The organism is Streptomyces sp. NPDC107575 (genome assembly GCF_055657265.1).
This window is the reverse complement of record NZ_JBVKBG010000003.1, coordinates 548,692-567,682: the sequence shown is the minus strand read 5'-3', so window position 1 is coordinate 567,682 and position 18,991 is coordinate 548,692. Positions and strand designations below refer to the sequence as shown.

Below are 18,991 nucleotides of genomic sequence, written 5' to 3'. Positions count from 1 at the left end.
AACGGTGAACCGGACGAAGGGCGGGCCGCCGCACGGGTGTCCGGCGGTAGTTTGGTGCGGTGCGGGCCGAGGGGGCCCGCACCGCTCCGTTTCCTGAGGGGCTCTCGTGAACGTCATGGCTCAGCGACCCGGGACAGACGTCGGCTGCACCGTCCTGGTGGTCGACGACAGCGCCGCCAATCGGTACGCGCTGGGCGCCGTCCTGAGCCGGGCGGGGCACGTCGTCGTCCCCGTCGGCTCCGCGGGCGAGGCCCTCGTCGAGCTCGACGTGCGGCTGCGCGCGGGGGCGCTGCCCGATGTGGCGCTCGTGGACGTGGGCCTTCCCGACCTCAGCGGGTTCGAGCTGTGCCGCAGGGTCAAGGCGCTGCCCTCGCTCGCCGGGATCCCCGTCGTGCACTTCTCCGCCCGCCCGTCGGTGCCGGCGGACCGCTGCCGGGCGCTCGACGCGGGCGGCGAGGCCTATCTGACGGTGCCCGCCGAACCGGAGGAGATCCGTGCCGTCGTGCGCGCCGCGCTCCGCGGCGCCCGCGAACTCACCCACACCCAGGCCCAGTTCGACCACCTCACCCTGCTGTCCCGGGCCGTCGTCGACGTACAGGGCGCCCGCGACCTCGCGGAACTCGCGCGGACCGCGGCCGCCGCGACGGCCCGGCTCACCGGGGGCGACGCCGCCGTCTTCGTCCTCGGCGACCACGGCGCGGTGCACACGGGCCTGTCCCGGAGCGCCCCGACGTCCGAGGGACCGGACTCCGCCGCGCGCGAGCGGGCCGTCGAGCAGGTGCGGCAGATCCGCTGCCGGCCCGGCGGTGTGCGCACCACGCTGCGGCCGGGGACCGCGTGGCCGCAGGCCTACTTCGGGCCCGGCGGCGCCCGGCTCACCCTCTCCCGCACCCGCGACGGCCGGTTCCCCGTGTGCCTCGCCACGCCCGACTTCGACGATCCGGACGCCAGGACGGGGCCGCTCGTCGCCCAGCTCGCCCGCGCCATCGCGCTCGCCGCGGAACCCCTCGTCCTGTACGAGCAGGAGCGGCATGTCGCCCACACGCTGCAACACAACTTCCTGCCCTCCCAACTGCCCGCCTTCGCGGGCCTGGACATCGACTTCCGCTACGAGCCGGCCTCCCAGGAGGCCGAGATGGGCGGCGACTTCTACGCGGCGCTGCCCACGCCCGAGGGCGTGCTCGTCGGGGTCGGCGACGTCGTGGGGCACTCGCTCGACGCGGCGACGGTGATGGTCGAGCTGCGGCACGCGCTGCGCGCCTACTGCCTGGAGGATCCCCGCCCCGCCCATCTGGTGTCCCGGCTCGACCGGCTGCTCCAGCACTACCACCCGCAGCTAACCGCCACGCTGTGCCTGGCCCTCGTCGACCCCGCGACGGGCCGTACGCGGGTGGCCAACGCCGGGCACATCCCGCCGCTGGTCGTGCCGGTCGGCGGCGCGGCCCACTACGTGCGGGCGGCGGGGCCGTTGCTCGGGCTCGGGCTGTGGCACCCCGAGCCCACCGTGGTCGACCTCGGACCCGGCGCCCGCCTCCTCCTGGTCACCGACGGGCTCGTGGAGACCCGCGGCATCGATCTGTCCATCTCCCTGGAGGAGTTGCGCGAGGCCGCCGCGGACGCGCCCGCGGATCCCGGTGAGCTGTGCGACGCGCTCCTCGCCCGGTTCGGGCGCGACCGGGCCGACGACATCGCGCTCCTGGCCCTGCGGCGCGCTCCGCGGTGACCAGGGGGTCGGCGGGGCGTCCGCTGGGCGGGACGTGATTGTGCGGTCGGGGGCTTACGGGTGAAGGTTGGCGCCGACATGTGTGCGGGCACGCGCGCACGCACCACGACACCTCGGAGGGCCTCCATGCCGCAGATCACCGTCGACCACTCCGCGGACCTCGACGACCGGCTCGACCGGGCGGGGCTCGCCGGGGCCGTGCACCAGGCCGCCGTCGACATCGTGGCCGCGCGGATTCCCGCGTGCAAGACGCGGTTCCGCGGGGTCGGGACCACGGTGGTCGGGGAGGGGGCGGCGTCCCTCGTGCACGTGGAGATCGCGTTGCTCGCGGGGCGTACGGAGGAGGCGAAGACGGCGCTTGCGGAGGCGGTGCTGGCGGCGCTGCCGGCGCACATCAAGGAGCCGGCGGGGGTGCATCTCTCGGCGGAGGTCCGCGACCTGGCCCCGTCGTACTGCTCGGCGATCGCCGACTGACGGGCAACCGCTCCCACGTCAGGGGCTCCGCCCTGGACCCCGCGGGCTCTCTTGCGGCGTCGGCGTTACGGTCTCGGGGCTCTGCCCCGGGCCCCGCTGCTCAATCGCCGCAGGGGCTTGATTGGCCCACCCGCCGCCCGGCCTGATTGACCCACCCGCCGCAGCTGCTCGTGTCTCCCCGCCCACCCGCAGGCCATGGCCCCTGCCCGCTCCCCGCCCACCTCCCACCCACCCGCCCCCTCCGGGGGCGTCGGCCCCACGGGGCGCGGGCCTGGCTCCCCACCCGTTGCGGTCGCCCGCTACCGCCTCCGGCAATCTGCCGCCAGCACGGCTCCCCACCCGCCGCGGTCGGCCGCCCCCGACTTGGGCAATCTGCCGCCTTGGGCGGCAGGGTGGGCAAGGCGGCCCCCGGTGCCGCGCAACAGGGGCCTGGGGCCCAGCCCCGATGCCCGGTGCCGCGCAACAGGACTCAGCCCGCTGCCGCGGGGACCCCGGCGGTGGTGAGGCGGGTGATCAGGGTTGCGAAGGGGCCGTCCGCCGGCTCGTCCGCGAGGAGGTGGCGGAGCAACACCGCCATCTCCTCGTCGTACGCCGCGCTCACCGCGGCAAGCGCCGCGAAGTCGTGGACCAGCTGGAGCTGAAGCTCCTCGCGGGGGATACGCCGACCGTCCAACCAGATCAGCGCCGTCGACTCGGCGAGCGAGATCCAGGAGCGGACGACGAGTTCGAGGCGGGCGGAGGGCGCCACGACCCCCAGATGCGCGAGGAACTGGACGTACGCCGCCTGCCGGACGGAGTCGATCAGCGCGTTCGTCGCCGAAGAGCCGACTGCCGGGCCGCCGCGCATCAGCGCCGAGAACCCCGGCCCGTGCTCGTCGACGAAGTCGAAGAACCGCCCCATCACCCGCAGCAGCCGCGCCCCGAGCGGCCCCTCCCGCGGCTCCTCGAACCGTTCGGCCAGATCCTGCGCCGCCCGCCTCAACGCCGCCTCGTACAGGCTGAGTTTGCCCGGGAAGTAGTGGTAGACCAGCGGCCTCGAGATGCCCGCGGCGGCCGCTATCTCGTCGATGGAGACCTCGTCGGGGGAGCGGTGGCTGAACAGTTCGAGTGCGACCCCGATCAACTGCCGCCGCCGCTCCTCGACTCCCATCCTGCGCCGCACCCCGGTAGTCATGCCGAACACTCTACCGAGCGATTCCGGCCTGCCAACCGGCCCCCGCGCACCGCCCCCGCCGCGCTCCACTAAAGGTCGAGAACCAGACGCTCGCCACGGGCCCGCGAGACGCAGATCAGCATCGAGTCGGCGCGCTCGGCATCCGTGAGCAACTCGTCGCGATGCTCGATCTCCCCTTCCACGACGCGCTGTTGGCACGTTCCGCAGAAGCCCTGTTCGCAGGAGTACGCGATTCCGGGAACCTCCGAGCGGACCGCCGCGAGCACCGTCGAGTCGGCGGGTACGTCCACGATCCTGCCGCTGCGCCGCAGCTCGACCTCGAACGGGCCGTTGCCCTCGGTCGAATTGCGTGGCGTGAACCGTTCGCTGTGCAGCGTGCAGTGCTCGGGCAGCGCCGCCTCCACGGTCGCCATCAGGCCCTCGGGCCCGCAGCAGTACACGGCTGTGCCGGGCGCGGTGTCCGCGAGCGCGGCGGCGAGATCGGGCCGCCCGTCCTCGTCCTCCGCCACGACGGTCACCCGGCCGGGAGCCTCGCCGCCCAGCTTCGCCACGTCCTCCACGAACGGCATCGAGGCCCGCGACCTGCCCCCGTACAACAGCTTCCAGTCGGCGCCCCGCGCCGCGACCTCCCGCAGCATCGGCAGGATCGGGGTGATGCCGATGCCGCCGGCGACGAACACGTACGAGGGTGCCCGCGCGTCGAGCGGGAAGCGGTTGCGCGGTCCGCGCACCTCGACCTCCATGCCCTCCCGCACCTGCTCGTGCACCTCGCGCGAGCCGCCGCGCCCGCCCTCGTCCGCCGGGATGAGCCGGGTGGCGACGGTGTACGACGACGTGTCCTCGGGGTCGCCGCACAGCGAGTACTGCCGCACGACCCCGGAGGGGAGCACGAGGTCGAGGTGTGCGCCCGGCTGCCACGCGGGCAAGTCCGGGCCCTCCAGGCGGAGTTGAACGACGCCCTCGGCCACCTGCTCGTGCCGCGTGACGAGCAGGCTCAGCGCCCGGGCCCGGGGCCGCCCCGACGTCGGCTCCTCCAGCGCGGGCATCGGCCACAGCGGCGAGCGCCGCACACGCCGCCGCAGGGCGCGCCGCACCACGAACGCGGCACCGGCGACGACCACGGCCCCCCGCAGCGTACGAGCGTTCATCGGGCGGCTCCGGTACGGGCTTCGGCGGCCGTGGCCGCGGGGGACGAGGCGAGGTAGGCGACGGCCTGGGCGGTGTCGCCCTCCTGGTCGGGGTGGTAACTCCGGCTCAGATAGCGGGGGATGGACCGCGCCATGGCCCCGGGCGTCGGCAGCACGCCCCGCTTGCCGCCCTGGTAGAAGTCCTTCCAGGTGGCCTTGCCGTCGAGCAGCGTCGGGTCGTTCTCCATGAAGAACCGGGCGCCGCGCTGCCACAGGAAGACGAGCGCGGTGAAGGCGGTGGCCCAGGTGCGCACCCGGCGCCGGTAGCTGCCGTCGAGGTGCTCGAACAGCTCGAAGGCGACCGCCCGGTGCTCGACCTCCTCCGCGCCGTGCCAGCGCAGCAGGTCCAGCATCATCGGGTCGGCGCCGTTGCGGTCCAACTCCTCCGCGTTGAGCACCCAGTTGCCGAGGAACGCCGTGTAGTGCTCGATCGCCGCGATCAGCGCGACCCGCTCCATCAGCCACCACTGCCGCGCCTTGCCCGGCGGCAGCGTCCGGTCGCCCAGCAGCTTCTCGAAGAACCAGTCGACCTGGGCCGTGTACGGCGTGGGGTCGAGGCCCTGCTCGCGCAGGTGCGGCAGCACCTCGTCGTGGGCCTGCGAGTGCATGGCCTCCTGGCCGATGAACCCGATGACGTCCTCGCGCAGCCGCTCGTCCGTGATGTACGGAAGCACCTGCTTGTAGACGTGCACGAACCAGCGCTCGCCCGCCGGGAGCAGGAGATGCAGGACGTTGATGGTGTGCGTGCTGAACGGATCGTCCGGCAGCCAGTGCAGGGGCGTCTTGTCCCAGGCGAACGAGACCTGGCGTGCCTTCAACGGGACGCGCGTATTAGACATGGCGTCAATGTACTGACGGGTAGGCTCCGTGGACACCCCTCGTGCAGCACTTTTGTCATTCAGTCCGGGTGCGCCAATCAAGCCCCTGCGGCGATTGAGCAGCGGGGTCCGGGGCAGAGCCCCGAGACCGGGTCACCTCAGGGGCCGAACCTTCGCTCCCTGCGCCGTCCGACCGGTAAGCGACACCTTCGCTCCCCGCGCCAGTGGCACCGCGAGCACGTTCCCCTCGGCCGACCGACCGGACGCGCTCACCGAGTTCACCGCCCGGCTCCCCGCGGCCACGAGGTACCACTCCCCGCCCCGCGACTTCCACCGCACACCCGCCAACACCTGCGGCTCGCGAGAGCCGCACGCCGGCGACGACTGCGACTTCGCCGCCACGACGGCGGAGTCCGCCCCCGGCGCCCGGAACAGCGCGAGGGTGCGCGGCCCGGTGCCCCGCCACGTGTCGGCACGGGTGCACAGCCACTCGGCCGTCCCGTTCGCCTCCGGCAGCGGCTGGCGCGCGTACGCCCAGGAGTTCACGGACCGCACCCCGTGCGAGCGGGCCGCCGCGAGCGAGCACGCGGTCGTCGCCCAGTCCGCGGGCCGCGCCTCGCGGGGCGCGGCGGGGCTGCCGGACGTGAGGTGCGCGGGCACGAGCTCGCCGAGGTCGGTGGTGAGCCGGGTCCCGGTCGAGTCGGTCAGCGCGAGCGCGTTCCACGACGTGCAGGACGTCGCGAGCGCCGGGCTCGGGAACGGCGCCGTCACCCCGTCCTTCGTACGCGCGAGGGACCGCGTCCCCGCCGACGGCTTCAGGAGGTCGCGGGTGCCGGCCTTCGCCACCCAAGGGGCCGTCAGATAGCGGACGTTGCCGTCGGTCCGGTCCATCACCACGGCGCCGGACTGCGCGCCCTGCGCCCCGTCGACCCGCGCGAAGTCGAGCGCCGCGCCGCTCGTGCCGCTCTTCGGCTCGGCGTAGCGCACGATCCGCAGCCCGTCGTAGAGCAGCACGACGCGGGCCTGGTCGAGCTCGCCCGCGTACAGCAGCTGCGGCGGTCCGGGCGGCGCGCCCGCGGGGGTGCCGGGTGTCGCCGACACCTTCACCGAGCCGCCGGGCCGCGCCCACACGGCGAGCGCCCTGCGCAGCAGCTCCTTGTCGCCGGTCAGCGAGCCGCGCGCGGGCCACACCGAGAAGTCGGTGCGCGCCGAGGTCTTCCACGCGGTCGGCGACACCTTCCGCAGCTTGCCCGGGTTCAGGGCCGCCTGCCCCGCCGGGTTCTTCGCGTACGGCGGTGCCGCCGCGCCGTCCGGCGCCCAGCCCTCGCCGGGGAGGCCGAGCAGCGCGCCGCACACGAGCGTCGCCGCGACCGCCGCGATCGCCGCCTTCAGGTGCTGGCGGCGGCGCATCAGGTCGGTGGGCCGCGCGTGCAGGGAGCACGGGTCGAACTCGGGGGACTCCAGGAGCTCCGTGCAGGACCCGGCGTCGGCCGCCATGCCGCGCGCCTCCGCGAGGGCCGCGGCCGCGTCCTCCTCGGCGCAGCCCGCGTCGATGAGGGCCGCGCGGACGGCGGCGTCGTCGAGCCGCTCAAGGCCGCGCAGCACGTACGCGGCGCGGGCCGGTCCGCTCAGCGTGGAAAGCTGCTGGTCCAGGGCGAGTTCATCGGCGCCGCCCGACTTCGGGAACAGCCGCAGGCCCCACACCTGAGGCAGCAGCGGCGGCAGCTGGGCCCGCTTGGGCCAGGCCAGGCGCCGCAACGGCAGCCCCGCCTCCAGGGCGCTGCGCAGCACCTTCAGGCGTACGTAGGCGAAGCCGGGGTCGCCTGTGCGGCCCGCGGAGTCGCGCTGGGCCGGGACCGGCGCGGGCGCGTCCGCGGTGCGGCCGCGGGGGAGGGCCCGCTGGACGACCGAGTGGGCGGTCAGCACGCGGCGATTGCGGCCGAGGCCCGGCGGCAGTACGAGGTAGGCGAGCCGTACCAGTCGTGGGTAGTGCTCGACCAGGGCGGCCTCGGCCTGCTCGACGTCGATGACGGCGGCCGGCGCTGCGGACGGGGACGTGGATTGCTGCTGCACCTTTGACTGCACGTTCAGCTGAACGAGCGAATCGTGGGATGGTCACAGCCGTCCGTCGTCATTCGGTCATGACGTCGGATTCGGTTCCGCCGCGACCAGCGCCTTCGCGTAGTTCGCCATCGACCGCTGGTACCGGGGCAGATGGGGTGCAAGGGCGCCGAGGACCAGGGCGAGGCCCTCCCTGTCGCGGCCGAGACTCGACAGGCACAGCGCCAGGCACGCCCGCACCGCGTCGTCCAACTCGTCGCTGGGAGCGGTCAATTCCGGTTCAAGGAGCGCGACGCCCGCTTCCGGGCGCCCCGTGTTCCGTAGTGAACTGGCCAGTTGGATCTTCGTGCGGCGGGCCCGATACCCGGACAGGCCGAGCCGCAGCGCCTCCTCGTACAGCGGGACCGCCTTGTCGGAGTGGCCGGTCGAGTCGAAGGCCGAGGCCCGCTCGAACGCGGCGACAGGGCTGCCGGCGGGCAGCTCCGCGGCCAGCCCGTCGATGAGCGCCCGGAACTCGCTTGAGCCCGCCTCGTCATAGTCGTCGATCGTCGCCCACGCGGCCGCGATCCGCTCTTCCCAGTCACTGTTCTCGGTGCTCACCGGGGCACTCTCACACAGGAGTGCCCCGGTGTCACCGGAGTTGCGGGGACCGGCTCAGCTCAGCTTCCACCCGCTGAACTCCACCGTGCCCCGCGTCCCGTTCCCGCCGTTCGTCGCGCTCATGAACATGCCGACGCCCTGCGCGGAGGCGAGCCGCGGCGACGGCACGGTCGCGACGGTCCGCCACGTCGCGCCGTCGTCCGTCGAGCACTCCCCGGTGTACGAGTCGCCCGCCCGGGAGAGCCGCAGCAGCACCGGCGCCTTGATCCCGGTGATCCGCTTGTACGTGTCGAGGGTCCCGTCGCCGGTGGAGTCGTAGGAGAGGACGACGCCGTTCGCGGGCGTGACCGACAGGTTCGCGAAGCCCAGGGACCCCGAGCCGCCGATGGAGTTGCTCACCATGATCCCGGCGCGCGCCCACGGGCCCGTGACCGCCTGCGCGTCCACCCGCACCACGGCCACCGAACCGTCCCGGAACGCGTTCGCCCGGTACAGCGCCCCGAACTCCGCCGTGCCCTTCCACAGGTCGGCGCCGCCGCCGTCGATCGCGAACCGCTCGCCGAGCTGCCCGAAGACCGCCCCGTTGTTGCTGTACGTACGCCAGCCCTCGGCGACCGGACCGGCCTCGAACAGCGTGCCCTTGCGGACGTAGGTGATCCGCTTCTCGCCGGCCGGACCGTACTGGACGTCGATCGTGTACGGGAACGGGCGCAGCGGCTCGTCGAGCGGGGTGCCCGGCGCGCTCGCCTGCCACGTGACCGTGCCCTCCCCGGCCGGCGGCACGCTCGGCAGCGAGGTGGCGCCCTCGGGCTCGGCGGCGATGCCCTTCAGGTCGAAGTCGACGCGGCCCGTCGCGCGCAGCCCGTTGACATTGCGGAACGTGGCCGTCACGCGCGCGTGCCCGCCCGGCGGGAAGGCGGCAGGTTCCGCGGTGACCTTCACCGAGCCCTGGTAGGGGGCGCGCGCGAGGACGTCGCGCACCTTCGCGGCGGCCCGGTACGGGTCCCCGTACGCCCGCAGCGGGTAGTCCTTGCGCTCGCGCGTCCAGGGTTCCTCGAAGGCGAACCAGTCGACCTTCGCGGGCTCGCGGCCCGCGGCCAGCGCGTCGGACAGCTCGTCGAGCCACTTCTGCCAGCGCGGCAGGTAGAAGTCGGCGATCAGGCCGTGCCAGTCGCGGTTGGCGTACTCGTGGAGATTGCCCGGATCGGACGTGGCCCGGTCGCCCCACACCGTGATCAGCGCCTTCGCGCAGCGCTCGAACTCGGCGCGCTCGGCGTCGTTCGTGGCGAGGTTCCGGGCATCCTGGATCCACGGGCCGAGCAGGAACGCCGCGTTGGTGCCCGTCACGTCGTCCGACAGCCGCATCAGCCGCAGCCACAGCGTCGACAGCGCCTTGAACGTGGCCTGATCCTTGTCGTTGTACGCCGCCTTCAGCTGCGGAAGGAGTTGGCGGCTGCGGTGCGCGAGTGCCTGCCGCGTCACGTCCACGAGGTCGTACTTGTAGGCCGCGCTGCCCCTCAGCTTCCCGGCAACGCCGAGGAGCCCGGCGAGCGCCGCGTCGAAGCGGGCCGGGTCGTAGGCGAGGGCGCGCGGCGCGTAGTAGGAGGCGCGGTCGGCCGACAGGTCGGGGCGGGCCGCGAAGAGCGAGTCGTGCGGGTCGGAGCGCTCGGTCGCCCTGTGCTGGTAGGCCGTCTCCTGCAGCGCCTGCCAGGCGGCGCGGGCGTCCTTGTCGCGGCGCCCGTAGCGGAAGTCGGCGTAGGAGGCGAACCAGGCCGCCCGGTCCACCTTCCCGTCCATCCAGGCGAGTTCGGACCACAGCTCGAACGCCGCCGGGTCCCGGTCGGTGCCCTCAGGCATGTACGCCGTCCCGGCGAGCGCACTGTCCGGCTTGTCGCGCCACGCGAAGAACTTCTGCTCCCAGATGTGCGCGCGGGCCCCGATCGTCGTGCGCCCGCCGAAGTTGGGGATCGTCCCGAACGCGTACGGGGTGCCGCCCCAGTCCTTCTCGCGGTCCGTGACGGAGGTGAACCGGTCGGACACCCCGTCCACGATCAGCATCTTCTTCTTGTCGATCGCGTCGATCAGCTCGGGCAGCGGGTTCGCCTCCCAGCCGAGGATCACCCACGTCGCGCCAGGACGGTTCTTCTGGAGCGCGGCCTCGACGCCGCGCGCCGCGTCCGGGACCGGCACGTCACCGGCGGTGCCGCCCTCGTGCAGCAGGTCCATCTTGAAGGCGTCGATCTCGCCGAACAGGTCCTTCTGGTGCCCGTAGAACGCCTTCGCCACCTGCGCGAAGGAGTCGGTGCGCGGGTCGAGCCAGTCGGGGCGCTCGAAGCCGTGCCACACCCCCTGCGGCACGACGTGCGCGTCCCCGCCGTTGCGCTCCACGAAGCCCTTCGGTACGTGCCCGTAGTAGCCGGGCAGCACCGGCTTCATGCCGAGCGCGCGCAGCCGGTCGACGATTCTTCGCCCCAACTCCGCGCGTCTCTGGATGAGTTCGGGCGACAGCGGGCCCCCGTACGAGGAGAGGTTCTGCAGCAGCCACCACGGCTGGTGGGACGGGGCGGGCAGCCAGGCCCTGGACTCCTCGTCGCTGTAGCCGAAGTCCTTCAGGAGGCGGTGGTAGACGGCCTCCATGCCCGCGATGACGAGCACCTCGTTGCAGCCGTGCAGCGCGAGGACGTCGATCTCGCGCTCCCAGTACGACCAGCCGGCGAAGGGTGCCGTATAGCCGTCGTTCGTGTCGTTGAGCGCGAAGCGGTGGGGGAGCGGGGTGCTGCGCTCCAGCGTCTTCGAAGGGGCCGGGAGGCGGTCGGGAAGGTCCAGCTGGGAGCCGTTCCAGGTGATGTGCGCGCCGCACTCGTACTTCAGATAACAGTGGACCCCGGCGAGCAGCGTCGCCGGGGTCGTCGCGTACACCGTGATGCGGCCCTGCGTCCCGGTCACCCGGAAACGGTCCTCCGTGCCGCTCGCGGCCATCAGTCTGAGACGGAACTGGTCCGCGTGGTGCGGCAGTTGACGGTTGAGTGTCGCGCGCGCCTCAGCCGTATCAAGAACGGGCACTTCCCTCGCGGCGACGGACCGCGGAGCCGCCTGAGCGGCCGGGGCGCCGGTCCCCAGGGCCGTGCCGAGGCCGATGGCGGCCGTCGTGCCGAGAACAGTGCGTCGCGATGGTGCGGACATACGTGTACCCCCCTTGCGTCGCGGTTGGTGCGGCGCACGGTAGCAACGGAACGTACGGGACAGGAGAGCGCAATGCGGAAAAAGCTGGTGGTGGCGGCCGTACTGCTCGCGGCAGCGACCGGATGCGGCCCGGGCGGCCCCGAAGGTGCCGGGGAGGACGACACGCCGAAGATCCCCCGTACGGCCTCCGGGAGCCTGGAGCACCTCGCGAAGGAGGCGGGCTGCCGCCCCGACATCCAGACCGACGCGGCGGAGATCCGACAGGCCAACTGCGGTGCGGGAAAGGGGCGTTACGTCCTCGCCACGTTCAGCACCGACAAGGGCCAGGCCCAGTGGTTCGACGAGGCCAACGACTACGGCGGCGTCTACCTCGTCGGACCCAAGTGGATCGCGGTCGGCGGCGCCGCACAGCTCACGAAGCTGCGCGGCCGGCTCGGCGGGACCCTGGAGAGGCCTGCCTCGCACCACTCGGGGAGCAGCGGTGGTGGGGGTCACGAGGCCGGGTAGCTCTCCGGGCACGAGGGTCTCCGCCGGGCCGGCCGCGCAGCGGCCGGGAAGGGGCGATCGCTCAGGTGCAGCGATCGCCCTTGTTGATGCAGTCCACGACCTTCCGCATGGTCTGGTCGTCGAAGACGTTGATGAAGTCGTCATGATCCGTGATCGGCTTGTGCAGCTGCTCGGGGAAGCCGTCCACCGCGAACGGGTTCTTCACCTGCCCGTTCTCGATCGTCGGCGTCTGCACGTCGTACACCAGGCGCATCTTCAGCTGCGGGATGGCCTTGAAATTCTGCGGGCAGTTGCCGGCCTGGTCGGCGAATGCCACGTGTGTGCGATGGTTGGCGCTGTCGATGTTCTGCCCGTCCCAGCAACTCTGGAACGCGAAGCTGCGCACGACCTTCGAACCGTCGGGGCACAACGGGTACTTGTCCGTCAACTGCCGGTCCTCGAAGCCGGTGCAGCTCCAGTGCGCGTTGGCGTTCGCCGTGCCGTTCGTGAAGGCCTTGGCGTCGCCGGTGATGATGCGCAGGAACTTCGGCATCGCGACGACATCGCTCTGCGGGCTCCCGACGAACTTGATGCTCGCCTTCTGGGCCTGGAGGATCTTGCCGACGTTGCCCTCCTTGCCGCCGCCGTCCTTGTCGGCGTCGAAGTCCGCCGAGCCGTCCTGCACGCGCAGCACCGGCCAGTAGTACGTCGACTTGTCGCCCTGGTTCTGGCAGCTGGTGTCGGCGTTCGCCAGGTCGTCGTTGCTGGAGAAGGCGTCGTTGTCCTGATTGCCCACGTAGTCGTGCAGGTGGTGCGCGCCGTTGCTGACGCCGGGCGCCACGATGATGTTGTCGGTGTTGAACTTCTTGTTGTCGTTCACGCCGCAGCGGGTGGTGAAGGTGCCGGTGGAGGCGTTGTCGCCGTTCTGGGGCTTCTGGACGTTGGGCTGGACCTTGGTGATGTCGGCGAAGTCGGCGGCGACGGGGCCGTTGCCTGCCTGCCCGCCGTTGCCCTGCTGCTGATCGCCGCCGGCCTGGTCGCCGCCGCCTTGATCGCCGCCGCCCTGATCGGAGCCGTCGGCCGGAGGCTGCTGGCCGCCGTCGTCGGCCGGGGGCTGCTGCTCGCCCTCCTTCGGCTGGGCGGTGCACTCGGCCATGTCGTTCATGCCGTCGGGGGCCTGTCCGCCGCGGCGCTCCATCTCCAGGCGGATGCGCTCCAGGATGGTGGCCCGGTTCTTTTTCAGCGGGTCCATGATGCTGTTCTGTACGAACCGCGGGTCCCGCGCGGCCGCGTCCCGCGTGGTGGCGAGCCGCTTGTAGGCCTGCGTGATCTGGGTGTCCAGGGTGGCGAGTTCACCGTCGACCTCGTCGCGGGCGCCGCCCGGCACGTCGGACAGCTGTGCGCCGACGTCCGGGCAGTCGATGGTGGCCACTTGTTGCGTCTGCTGTGTCTGTTGCGTCCCGCTGCCCGCGTCTCGTCCGTCGGCGGAGTCCTCGTGGGCCGACGCGTACACGTTGACCGCGACCAGCCCACCTCCACCCAGGAGGAGTGCGGCCGACGCGATGGTCATGCGCGTCGCCAGCGTTGAGCGCCGTTTCCGTGAGGTGCGTCCCATGGGACTACGTACGCAACGGGGGCCGACCCTGTTCAATCGGCCCCCGGATTTCACCTCAACCGCCGGTGGGCGGCGTGTACTTGTAGCCGACGCGGCGCACCGTGCGGATGGTGTCCCGGTACTCGGCGCCGAGCTTCCGTCGAAGGCGTGCGACGTGCACGTCGACGGTGCGGCCGTCGCCCACATGCCCGTATCCCCACACGGTGTGGACGAGGGCGTCGCGGGTGTGCACGCGGTGCGGGTGACCGACGAGATGGGCGAGCAGCTCGAACTCCAGGTAGGTGAGGTCGAGTTGGCGGCCCGCGACGTGCACCGTGCGGCAGGCGGTGTCGACGGAGATGAGCGGGTCGGTCAGCAGGGCAGAAGCAGCCATGGTCAGCTCTTTCGCGCGAGGGAACGTCGGGAGAAGGACGTACGTCGTGCGCGCGGACCGAAGGCCGTGACGGTCGGGTCGACGGCTTTAGAGGGCCCGCGCGTTCCTCACGCGGCGACACACACGGTCGAAGTCGTGGTGCTGGCGGGACGGCCAGAACGGCTCGAGGTCGTAGCGACGACCCTTCGAGCTGCTGTTCCGACGGAGACTGGCCATGCCTTCATTGAAACAGATGTGTCACGCGAGCGAGAGGGCGCCCACACAATGTGGACACCCTCCCGAAGCGGATGGCCGGATCCGGATCCGGCCGGCGCCGTCAGACCTGGCCGGCCTTCTCCAGGGCGGAGCAGCAGGTGTCGACGAGCAGCCGCGTCACGACGTACGGGTCGACGTTGGCGTTCGGGCGGCGGTCCTCGATGTAGCCCTTGCGGTCCCGCTCGACCTGCCACGGGATGCGGACCGAGGCGCCGCGGTCGGAGACGCCGTACTTGTACTCGTCCCACGGGGCGGTCTCGTGCAGACCGGTGAGGCGGTCGTCGATGCCGGCGCCGTAGTTCTTCACGTGGTCGAGCGGCTTGGAGCCCTCGCCGAGCGACTCGCACGCGGTGATGATCGCGTCGTAGCCCTCGCGCATCGCCTTCGTGGAGAAGTTGGTGTGTGCGCCCGCGCCGTTCCAGTCGCCCTTGACCGGCTTCGGGTCGAGGGTCGCGGAGATGTTGAAGTCCTCGGCGGTGCGGTAGAGCAGCCAGCGGGCGATCCACAGCTGGTCGGAGACCTCCAGCGGGCCCACGGGGCCGACCTGGAACTCCCACTGACCCGGCATGACCTCGGCGTTGATGCCGGAGATCGCGAGGCCGGCCTTCAGGCAGTTCTCGAGGTGGGCCTCGACGACGTCACGGCCGTGGATCTCGTCCGTGCCGACGCCGCAGTAGTAGCCGCCCTGCGCGGCGGGGAAGCCGCCGACCGGGAAGCCGAGCGGGCGGTCGCCCTCGAAGAAGGTGTACTCCTGCTCGATGCCGAAGATCGGCTCCTGGGTGCCGAACTTCTCCTCGGCCTCGGCGAGCGCGGCACGCGTGTTGGAGTGGTGCGGGGTCATGTCGATGTTCAGGACCTCGCACATGACGAGGACGTCATCGCCGCCGCGGATCGGGTCCGGGTACTGGGCGACCGGCTTCAGTACGAGGTCGGAGGCGTGGCCCTCGGCCTGGTTCGTGGAGGAGCCGTCGAAGCCCCACAGGGGGAGCGTGTCCAGGCCCTGCGGGGAGCCCGCCATGACCTTCGTCTTCGAACGCAGCTTGGCCGTCGGCTGGGTGCCGTCGATCCATATGTACTCAGCCTTGAAGGTCACGGGCCACATCCTCATTCACGCGGGTCTCGAACTAACCGGGAGCCTGTCACCAGGGGATTTCCCGGCCGTTGCCCGTTTGTGAACCCCGTGTTACCTGAGCGGCCCGGGGAGGGATGTGGCCCGTGCGTCGTATGCGATCCGGCCTCCCCGCTAGCCCACCTTCTCGATGCGGGCGTTGCGGATCAGGAACTTGCCAGGCTCCCTGACCTGCTCGAACGCGGCGTTGTTGAGCAGCGCGCAGGATCCGGAGGTGGAGGTGACCTCGACGGTCGTGGACTTGTCGTTGTCGAGGTTGGTCACCTTCAGCTGGGTGCCCGCGGGGAACTGGTTGCTGGACGCGGCCGGGGCCCCGCCCTCTCCGGAGAGCGTCACCTGCTGCCCGGCGCAGACCTGCTCACCGGAGGCGGCCTGATCGGCGGCGGAGGCGGAGGCCTCCGGCGCGGAAGCGGATGCCTCCGGTGCGGACGCGGAAGCGGAGGCGTCGGCCGGCGGGGTGCTCGCGTCCGCGGCGGACCCGGCCCCCGCCCCCGTATCGCATCCGGAGGCCTCCTGTTTCCGTTTGATCTCCGCGATCACCGCTTCGCGGTTGGCGATCCGGGCCTCGGACTGGGCGTCCGGGTTCGCCTTCTGCCCGTCGATGAACTTCTGGTTGTTGGCGAGCGCGGTGTTCAGCCCGTCGCACACGGCCGAGCCCTGGTCGACCTGCGCCGCGTTGCTGGTCGCCGCCAGGGCGAACGCCCCGCCGCCCGCGACCACCGCCGCGGCCGCCGTGAGCGCGAGCCGCTTCCTCGGGCCAAGAGTTCTCCTGCGTGACATGCGCGCCTCCTGTCGTGAGATGCACGTTGTTGCGCACGCCGTTACGTACGAGCACCCGAACCCGAACGCTCAACGACCGCTTGGGGCGCTCAAGTAACGTGTCTCACACGGAAGTTGGTGACACGAGGGGGAGCGTGGCGACGATGGCACCGGAACGGGCGTTCTTCGAGGCGTACGACAAGGTCATGGCCAAGTGGCCGGAGCCGACCGCGCACCTGGACGTCCCCACCCCGTACGGCTCCACGCACGTCCACGCCCTGGGCCCGGCCGACGCCCCACCCCTCCTCCTGCTCCCGGGCGGCGGCGCGAGCAGCGCCGGCTGGTACGCGAACGTGGCGGCGCTCGCGCGATCGCGCCGGGTGTACGCGCCCGACCTCGTCGGCGAGCCGGGCCGCAGCGTCGCCGACCCCGGCCGCCCGATCCGCACGGTCGCCGATCTGTCCGGCTGGCTGGAGGCGCTGCTGGCCGGTCTTGACGTCACCGTGCCCGTCGAGCTGTGCGGACACTCGTACGGCGCCTGGATCGCGCTCCACTGCGCGCTGCGGGACCCGGGGCGCGTCGGCGCGCTCACCCTGCTCGACCCCACCCGCTGCTACGCGGGGCTGCGGGCCGGGTACCTGGCGCACGCCCTGCCGACGCTGCTGCGGCCCGCCCCGCACCGGACCCGGCGGTTCCTCGCGTGGGAGACGGGCGGGGCCGCGCTCGACGGCGACTGGCTCGCGCTGCAGGAGGCCGCCGCGCGCTTCCCGTCGGCGCGGCCGGTGACGGGGCGGATCCCGGCGCGGGACGCGCTGCGGGCGCTGGGCGACAGGGTGCGGGTCGTGCTCGCGGGGGAGAGCCGGGCGCACGACGTGCGGCGGGTGGCGGAGCGGGCCGGGCCTGCAACGGTCACCGTCCCGGGCCTCTCGCACCACGCGATGCCGCTCCAACTCGGCGCCGGGCTGGCCGAGTTCGTGGGCGAGGCCCCTAGCCGCGGTTGATGGCGTCCCGCACCGCTTCCTCGCTGCGGCCCACGACCGCCGTGCCGTCCTCGGCCGTGATGATCGGGCGCTGGATCAGCTTCGGGTGGGCGGCGAGCGCCTCGATCCACTGCTCGCGGCTGTCCGCGTCGCGCGCCCAGTCCTTCAGGCCGAGCTCCTTCGCGTCGGCCTCCTGGGTGCGGGTGATGTCCCACGGTTCGAGGCCGAGCCGGCCGAGCACGGCGCGGATCTCGTCGGGGGCGGGTACGTCCTCCAGGTAGCGGCGCACCGTGTAGTCGGCGCCCTCCGCGTCGAGCAGGGTGAGCGCGCTGCGGCACTTCGAGCAGGCCGGGTTGATCCAGATCTCCATGGGGTCAACGGTACGCGAGTGAAGCCGTGCGGTGGCCCTCAAGTCGGCTCTGGCCAGCGGCTTTTGTCAGTGGTCGGCAGTAGAATAGAAGCAGTGTTCGAGGGCTACGGGGGCCCTTGGACGTCCGCGACAGGAGGATGCCTGTGCCCGCTGCCGCCGCTCCGATGCTGATCGATCTGCCGTACACGCCACTCGCCAAGAGGCCGCTCCCCGCGGGGCGCCCCCGCGACTGGTACATCACCCACAACCGCCGCCTGAAGGCCATGCGCCTGGCGATAGCCCTGCTCGACTCCGGCGTCTACCTCCCCACCCAGGCCCACAACCGCAGGATCCGCGCGACCGCCGACCTCGTCGGTATCCATCCGCCGTCCGACACGACGTGCCACATGGTGCGGGCGCTGATGCGGTACAGCCGGTAGCTTCCTTCGGCCGGGGCGGATTCCCACGTCACGGGGCTCCGCCCCGGACCCCGCGCCTCAATCGCCGGCGGGGCTCGAAGTACCCAGCTCCTTCTCCAAGGGCGTGCGGAAACGGGGCGTGACCCGGGTCCCGCTCAGCCAGGACCACAAGCGATCCGCCTCCGCGGCAATCGCCCGCTCGGCCTTACGGCCGCCGGACGTGTCCAGCAACCGCCACACCACCTCACCACCCGCCCGCTGCCCCCACCCGCCCACGATCCGCCCGCCCCACCACACCGTCGGGCCGATGTTCCCGCTGCCGTCGAAGAGCGCGGGGCGCAGTTCCGGCGGGCAGTACCAGTCCCGCTCCTGCCAGCCCATCGACGTGGGATCGAGGCCCGGGAGGAGCGCCGCCCACGGCTCCAAGTCGCCCTCCGGCGCGCCCACTTGGTCCGCCAGTACGTACCCCGTGCCGCCGCCGTCCAGCGACACCGCCACCGCTCCCACCGCGGCGAGCGCCCTGCGTACGTCCGTGACCTTCCAGCCCGTCCACCACTTGAGGTCCGCCTCCGTGGCGGGCCCGCACGCCCCCAGCCACCGCCCGAGCAGCTTCGCCTGTGCATCGGCGGCCGGCAGCTCCGGATGCGGCGGCGCGACCGCCCACCGGAACTGCGAGGACGTCCACGAGCCGAGCGGCCTGCCCCGTGCGACCCGCCCCTCCACCCCGAGCACCCGCATGAGCCGCGACGACACCGTCTGCTCGGCCTCGTAGCTCCTGCCGCGCCCGTACGTGAACCGCTCCCGCAACCGCGGCTCGTCCGCCACGAGTTCACCCACCGTGGCCTCCCCGCGCCGCCCGAGCGCGGCCAGCGCCGAGGCCTCCACCTCCGCCAGCCACTCGGGCGTGAGGCGCCCGTCGCTCCCGGCCGCGATGTCCTTGAGCAGCCCGGCCCGCGCCTTCGCCGCCACCGCGAGCCCGGTCGACGCGTGCACCGTCGCCGCCAGCTCCGCCGGGAAGGTGAACACCGTGTGCCGCATCCCGTGCATCCGCACCAGCGTCCGGTCCTCGTACAGCGCCCGCTCGACGTCCGCGACGGTCCCGGAGGCGTCCGCGAGCCGCGCCCCCACCGCCAGGTACACGGTCGCGGGGTCGGTGCCGTGCAGCGCGACCAGCGAGCGCGCGACGTCCTCGGCGCGGTCCGCGCGCGCCGCGGGGGAGAGGCGGTGAGCAAGTGCGAGCCGTACGCGCCGCTCGTCGTCACCGATGTGCCGCACGGGCCCTGTGCTCTTCGTGTTCATGCGGCACATCCTGCCCGCCGCCCCGCCGCGAAGGTCACCTGTTTGCCCCCCTTGGCATGCGCCCCGGCCCTGCCCCACCGTTGACTTGAGCGACCTGGAGTGTGTTG

At 72.5% G+C, this 18,991-nt stretch carries 16 protein-coding genes and 1 pseudogene; 5 read left to right on the top strand and 12 right to left on the bottom strand.

The genetic code is table 11. The annotated features are described in order from the left end of the window. Positions 1 to 115 precede the first annotated feature (115 nt). Positions 116 to 1,723, top strand: coding sequence for a SpoIIE family protein phosphatase (locus tag ACZ7L4_RS15810; RefSeq protein ID WP_472102851.1), 1,608 nt, complete (start codon positions 116 to 118; stop codon positions 1,721 to 1,723). 126 nt (positions 1,724 to 1,849) lie between these two features. After that, a complete protein-coding gene (locus ACZ7L4_RS15805) occupies positions 1,850 to 2,197 on the top strand; it encodes a 5-carboxymethyl-2-hydroxymuconate Delta-isomerase (RefSeq protein WP_472102849.1) in 348 nt (115 codons plus the stop codon). Between the two features lie 469 nt (positions 2,198 to 2,666). Here the strand turns inward: ACZ7L4_RS15805 and ACZ7L4_RS15800 are convergent, their stop codons facing one another. The 6 genes from ACZ7L4_RS15800 to ACZ7L4_RS15775 all read right to left on the bottom strand — a co-directional run bounded on the left by ACZ7L4_RS15800 (position 2,667) and on the right by ACZ7L4_RS15775 (position 11,220). Beyond that, positions 2,667 to 3,371: a TetR/AcrR family transcriptional regulator gene (locus ACZ7L4_RS15800; RefSeq protein WP_472102847.1), complete on the bottom strand. Its 705-nt coding sequence runs from the start codon at positions 3,369 to 3,371 to the stop codon at positions 2,667 to 2,669. A gap of 68 nt (positions 3,372 to 3,439) precedes the next feature. Beyond that, complete coding sequence (locus tag ACZ7L4_RS15795) at positions 3,440 to 4,519, bottom strand: PDR/VanB family oxidoreductase (protein WP_472102845.1); 1,080 nt, start codon at positions 4,517 to 4,519, stop codon at positions 3,440 to 3,442. Continuing rightward, on the bottom strand, positions 4,516 to 5,397 hold the full coding sequence (locus ACZ7L4_RS15790; protein ID WP_450813884.1) for a metal-dependent hydrolase: 882 nt from the start codon (positions 5,395 to 5,397) through the stop codon (positions 4,516 to 4,518). Before ACZ7L4_RS15790 ends, ACZ7L4_RS15795 begins: the two co-directional genes overlap by 4 nt. Before the next feature lie 132 nt (positions 5,398 to 5,529). Then, on the bottom strand, positions 5,530 to 7,449 hold the full coding sequence (locus tag ACZ7L4_RS15785; protein ID WP_472102843.1) for a hypothetical protein: 1,920 nt from the start codon (positions 7,447 to 7,449) through the stop codon (positions 5,530 to 5,532). 66 nt (positions 7,450 to 7,515) lie between these two features. Further along, positions 7,516 to 8,037, bottom strand: a complete 522-nt coding sequence (locus ACZ7L4_RS15780; protein ID WP_472102841.1) for a tetratricopeptide repeat protein — start codon at positions 8,035 to 8,037, stop codon at positions 7,516 to 7,518. A 54-nt stretch (positions 8,038 to 8,091) separates the two neighbouring features. Beyond that, on the bottom strand, positions 8,092 to 11,220 hold the full coding sequence (locus ACZ7L4_RS15775) for an alpha-N-acetylglucosaminidase (protein ID WP_472102839.1): 3,129 nt from the start codon (positions 11,218 to 11,220) through the stop codon (positions 8,092 to 8,094). 72 nt (positions 11,221 to 11,292) lie between these two features. Here ACZ7L4_RS15775 and ACZ7L4_RS15770 point away from each other — a divergent pair, with 72 nt between their 5' ends. Further along, positions 11,293 to 11,727 carry a hypothetical protein gene (locus tag ACZ7L4_RS15770; RefSeq protein ID WP_472102837.1) on the top strand — a complete coding sequence of 145 codons (435 nt, stop codon included), beginning with the start codon at positions 11,293 to 11,295 and terminating at the stop codon, positions 11,725 to 11,727. Positions 11,728 to 11,788: 61 nt separating this feature from the next. Here the strand turns inward: ACZ7L4_RS15770 and ACZ7L4_RS15765 are convergent, their stop codons facing one another. From ACZ7L4_RS15765 to ACZ7L4_RS15750, 4 genes and pseudogenes are all read right to left on the bottom strand, one after another. Beyond that, complete coding sequence (locus ACZ7L4_RS15765; RefSeq protein ID WP_472102835.1) at positions 11,789 to 13,321, bottom strand: DUF1996 domain-containing protein; 1,533 nt, start codon at positions 13,319 to 13,321, stop codon at positions 11,789 to 11,791. A gap of 55 nt (positions 13,322 to 13,376) precedes the next feature. Beyond that, positions 13,377 to 13,670: pseudogene (locus tag ACZ7L4_RS15760) on the bottom strand (winged helix-turn-helix domain-containing protein); the annotation flags it as partial. Positions 13,671 to 14,010: 340 nt separating this feature from the next. After that, on the bottom strand, positions 14,011 to 15,042 hold the full coding sequence (glnII, locus tag ACZ7L4_RS15755; protein ID WP_472102833.1) for a glutamine synthetase: 1,032 nt from the start codon (positions 15,040 to 15,042) through the stop codon (positions 14,011 to 14,013). A gap of 150 nt (positions 15,043 to 15,192) precedes the next feature. Further along, positions 15,193 to 15,858, bottom strand: coding sequence for an RlpA-like double-psi beta-barrel domain-containing protein (locus ACZ7L4_RS15750; protein ID WP_472102831.1), 666 nt, complete (start codon positions 15,856 to 15,858; stop codon positions 15,193 to 15,195). Between the two features lie 143 nt (positions 15,859 to 16,001). On the opposite strand from ACZ7L4_RS15750, the gene ACZ7L4_RS15745 reads away from it, so the two are divergent. Beyond that, positions 16,002 to 16,838 carry an alpha/beta fold hydrolase gene (locus ACZ7L4_RS15745; protein WP_472102829.1) on the top strand — a complete coding sequence of 279 codons (837 nt, stop codon included), beginning with the start codon at positions 16,002 to 16,004 and terminating at the stop codon, positions 16,836 to 16,838. Here ACZ7L4_RS15745 and ACZ7L4_RS15740 read toward each other — a convergent pair. Then, the gene (locus ACZ7L4_RS15740; protein WP_472102828.1) at positions 16,825 to 17,187 is read right to left on the bottom strand and encodes an arsenate reductase family protein; all 363 of its coding nucleotides are present in this window, start codon (positions 17,185 to 17,187) and stop codon (positions 16,825 to 16,827) included. The two genes, ACZ7L4_RS15745 and ACZ7L4_RS15740, sit on opposite strands and share 14 nt — an antisense overlap. 137 nt (positions 17,188 to 17,324) lie before the next feature. Here ACZ7L4_RS15740 and ACZ7L4_RS15735 point away from each other — a divergent pair, with 137 nt between their 5' ends. Then, the gene (locus tag ACZ7L4_RS15735) at positions 17,325 to 17,606 is read left to right on the top strand and encodes a hypothetical protein (protein WP_450811524.1); all 282 of its coding nucleotides are present in this window, start codon (positions 17,325 to 17,327) and stop codon (positions 17,604 to 17,606) included. Positions 17,607 to 17,663: 57 nt separating this feature from the next. Here the strand turns inward: ACZ7L4_RS15735 and ACZ7L4_RS15730 are convergent, their stop codons facing one another. Continuing rightward, on the bottom strand, positions 17,664 to 18,893 hold the full coding sequence (locus tag ACZ7L4_RS15730; RefSeq protein WP_472102826.1) for a winged helix DNA-binding domain-containing protein: 1,230 nt from the start codon (positions 18,891 to 18,893) through the stop codon (positions 17,664 to 17,666). Between the last annotated feature and the right edge of the window lie 98 nt (positions 18,894 to 18,991).

What these genes read in the sequence shown, in the direction of transcription:
- ACZ7L4_RS15770 (WP_472102837.1), top strand. Translation starts at nt 11,293, where the DNA reads ATGCGGAAAAAGCTGGTGGTGGCGGCCGTACTGCTCGCGGCAGCGACC.
- ACZ7L4_RS15750 (WP_472102831.1), bottom strand. Translation starts at nt 15,858, where the DNA reads ATGTCACGCAGGAGAACTCTTGGCCCGAGGAAGCGGCTCGCGCTCACG.
- ACZ7L4_RS15800 (WP_472102847.1), bottom strand. Translation starts at nt 3,371, where the DNA reads ATGACTACCGGGGTGCGGCGCAGGATGGGAGTCGAGGAGCGGCGGCGG.
- ACZ7L4_RS15805 (WP_472102849.1), top strand. Translation starts at nt 1,850, where the DNA reads ATGCCGCAGATCACCGTCGACCACTCCGCGGACCTCGACGACCGGCTC.
- ACZ7L4_RS15740 (WP_472102828.1), bottom strand. Translation starts at nt 17,187, where the DNA reads ATGGAGATCTGGATCAACCCGGCCTGCTCGAAGTGCCGCAGCGCGCTC.
- ACZ7L4_RS15810 (WP_472102851.1), top strand. Translation starts at nt 116, where the DNA reads ATGGCTCAGCGACCCGGGACAGACGTCGGCTGCACCGTCCTGGTGGTC.
- ACZ7L4_RS15735 (WP_450811524.1), top strand. Translation starts at nt 17,325, where the DNA reads ATGCCTGTGCCCGCTGCCGCCGCTCCGATGCTGATCGATCTGCCGTAC.
- ACZ7L4_RS15795 (WP_472102845.1), bottom strand. Translation starts at nt 4,519, where the DNA reads ATGAACGCTCGTACGCTGCGGGGGGCCGTGGTCGTCGCCGGTGCCGCG.
- ACZ7L4_RS15765 (WP_472102835.1), bottom strand. Translation starts at nt 13,321, where the DNA reads ATGGGACGCACCTCACGGAAACGGCGCTCAACGCTGGCGACGCGCATG.
- ACZ7L4_RS15790 (WP_450813884.1), bottom strand. Translation starts at nt 5,397, where the DNA reads ATGTCTAATACGCGCGTCCCGTTGAAGGCACGCCAGGTCTCGTTCGCC.
- ACZ7L4_RS15730 (WP_472102826.1), bottom strand. Translation starts at nt 18,893, where the DNA reads ATGTGCCGCATGAACACGAAGAGCACAGGGCCCGTGCGGCACATCGGT.
- ACZ7L4_RS15745 (WP_472102829.1), top strand. Translation starts at nt 16,002, where the DNA reads ATGGCACCGGAACGGGCGTTCTTCGAGGCGTACGACAAGGTCATGGCC.
- ACZ7L4_RS15775 (WP_472102839.1), bottom strand. Translation starts at nt 11,220, where the DNA reads ATGTCCGCACCATCGCGACGCACTGTTCTCGGCACGACGGCCGCCATC.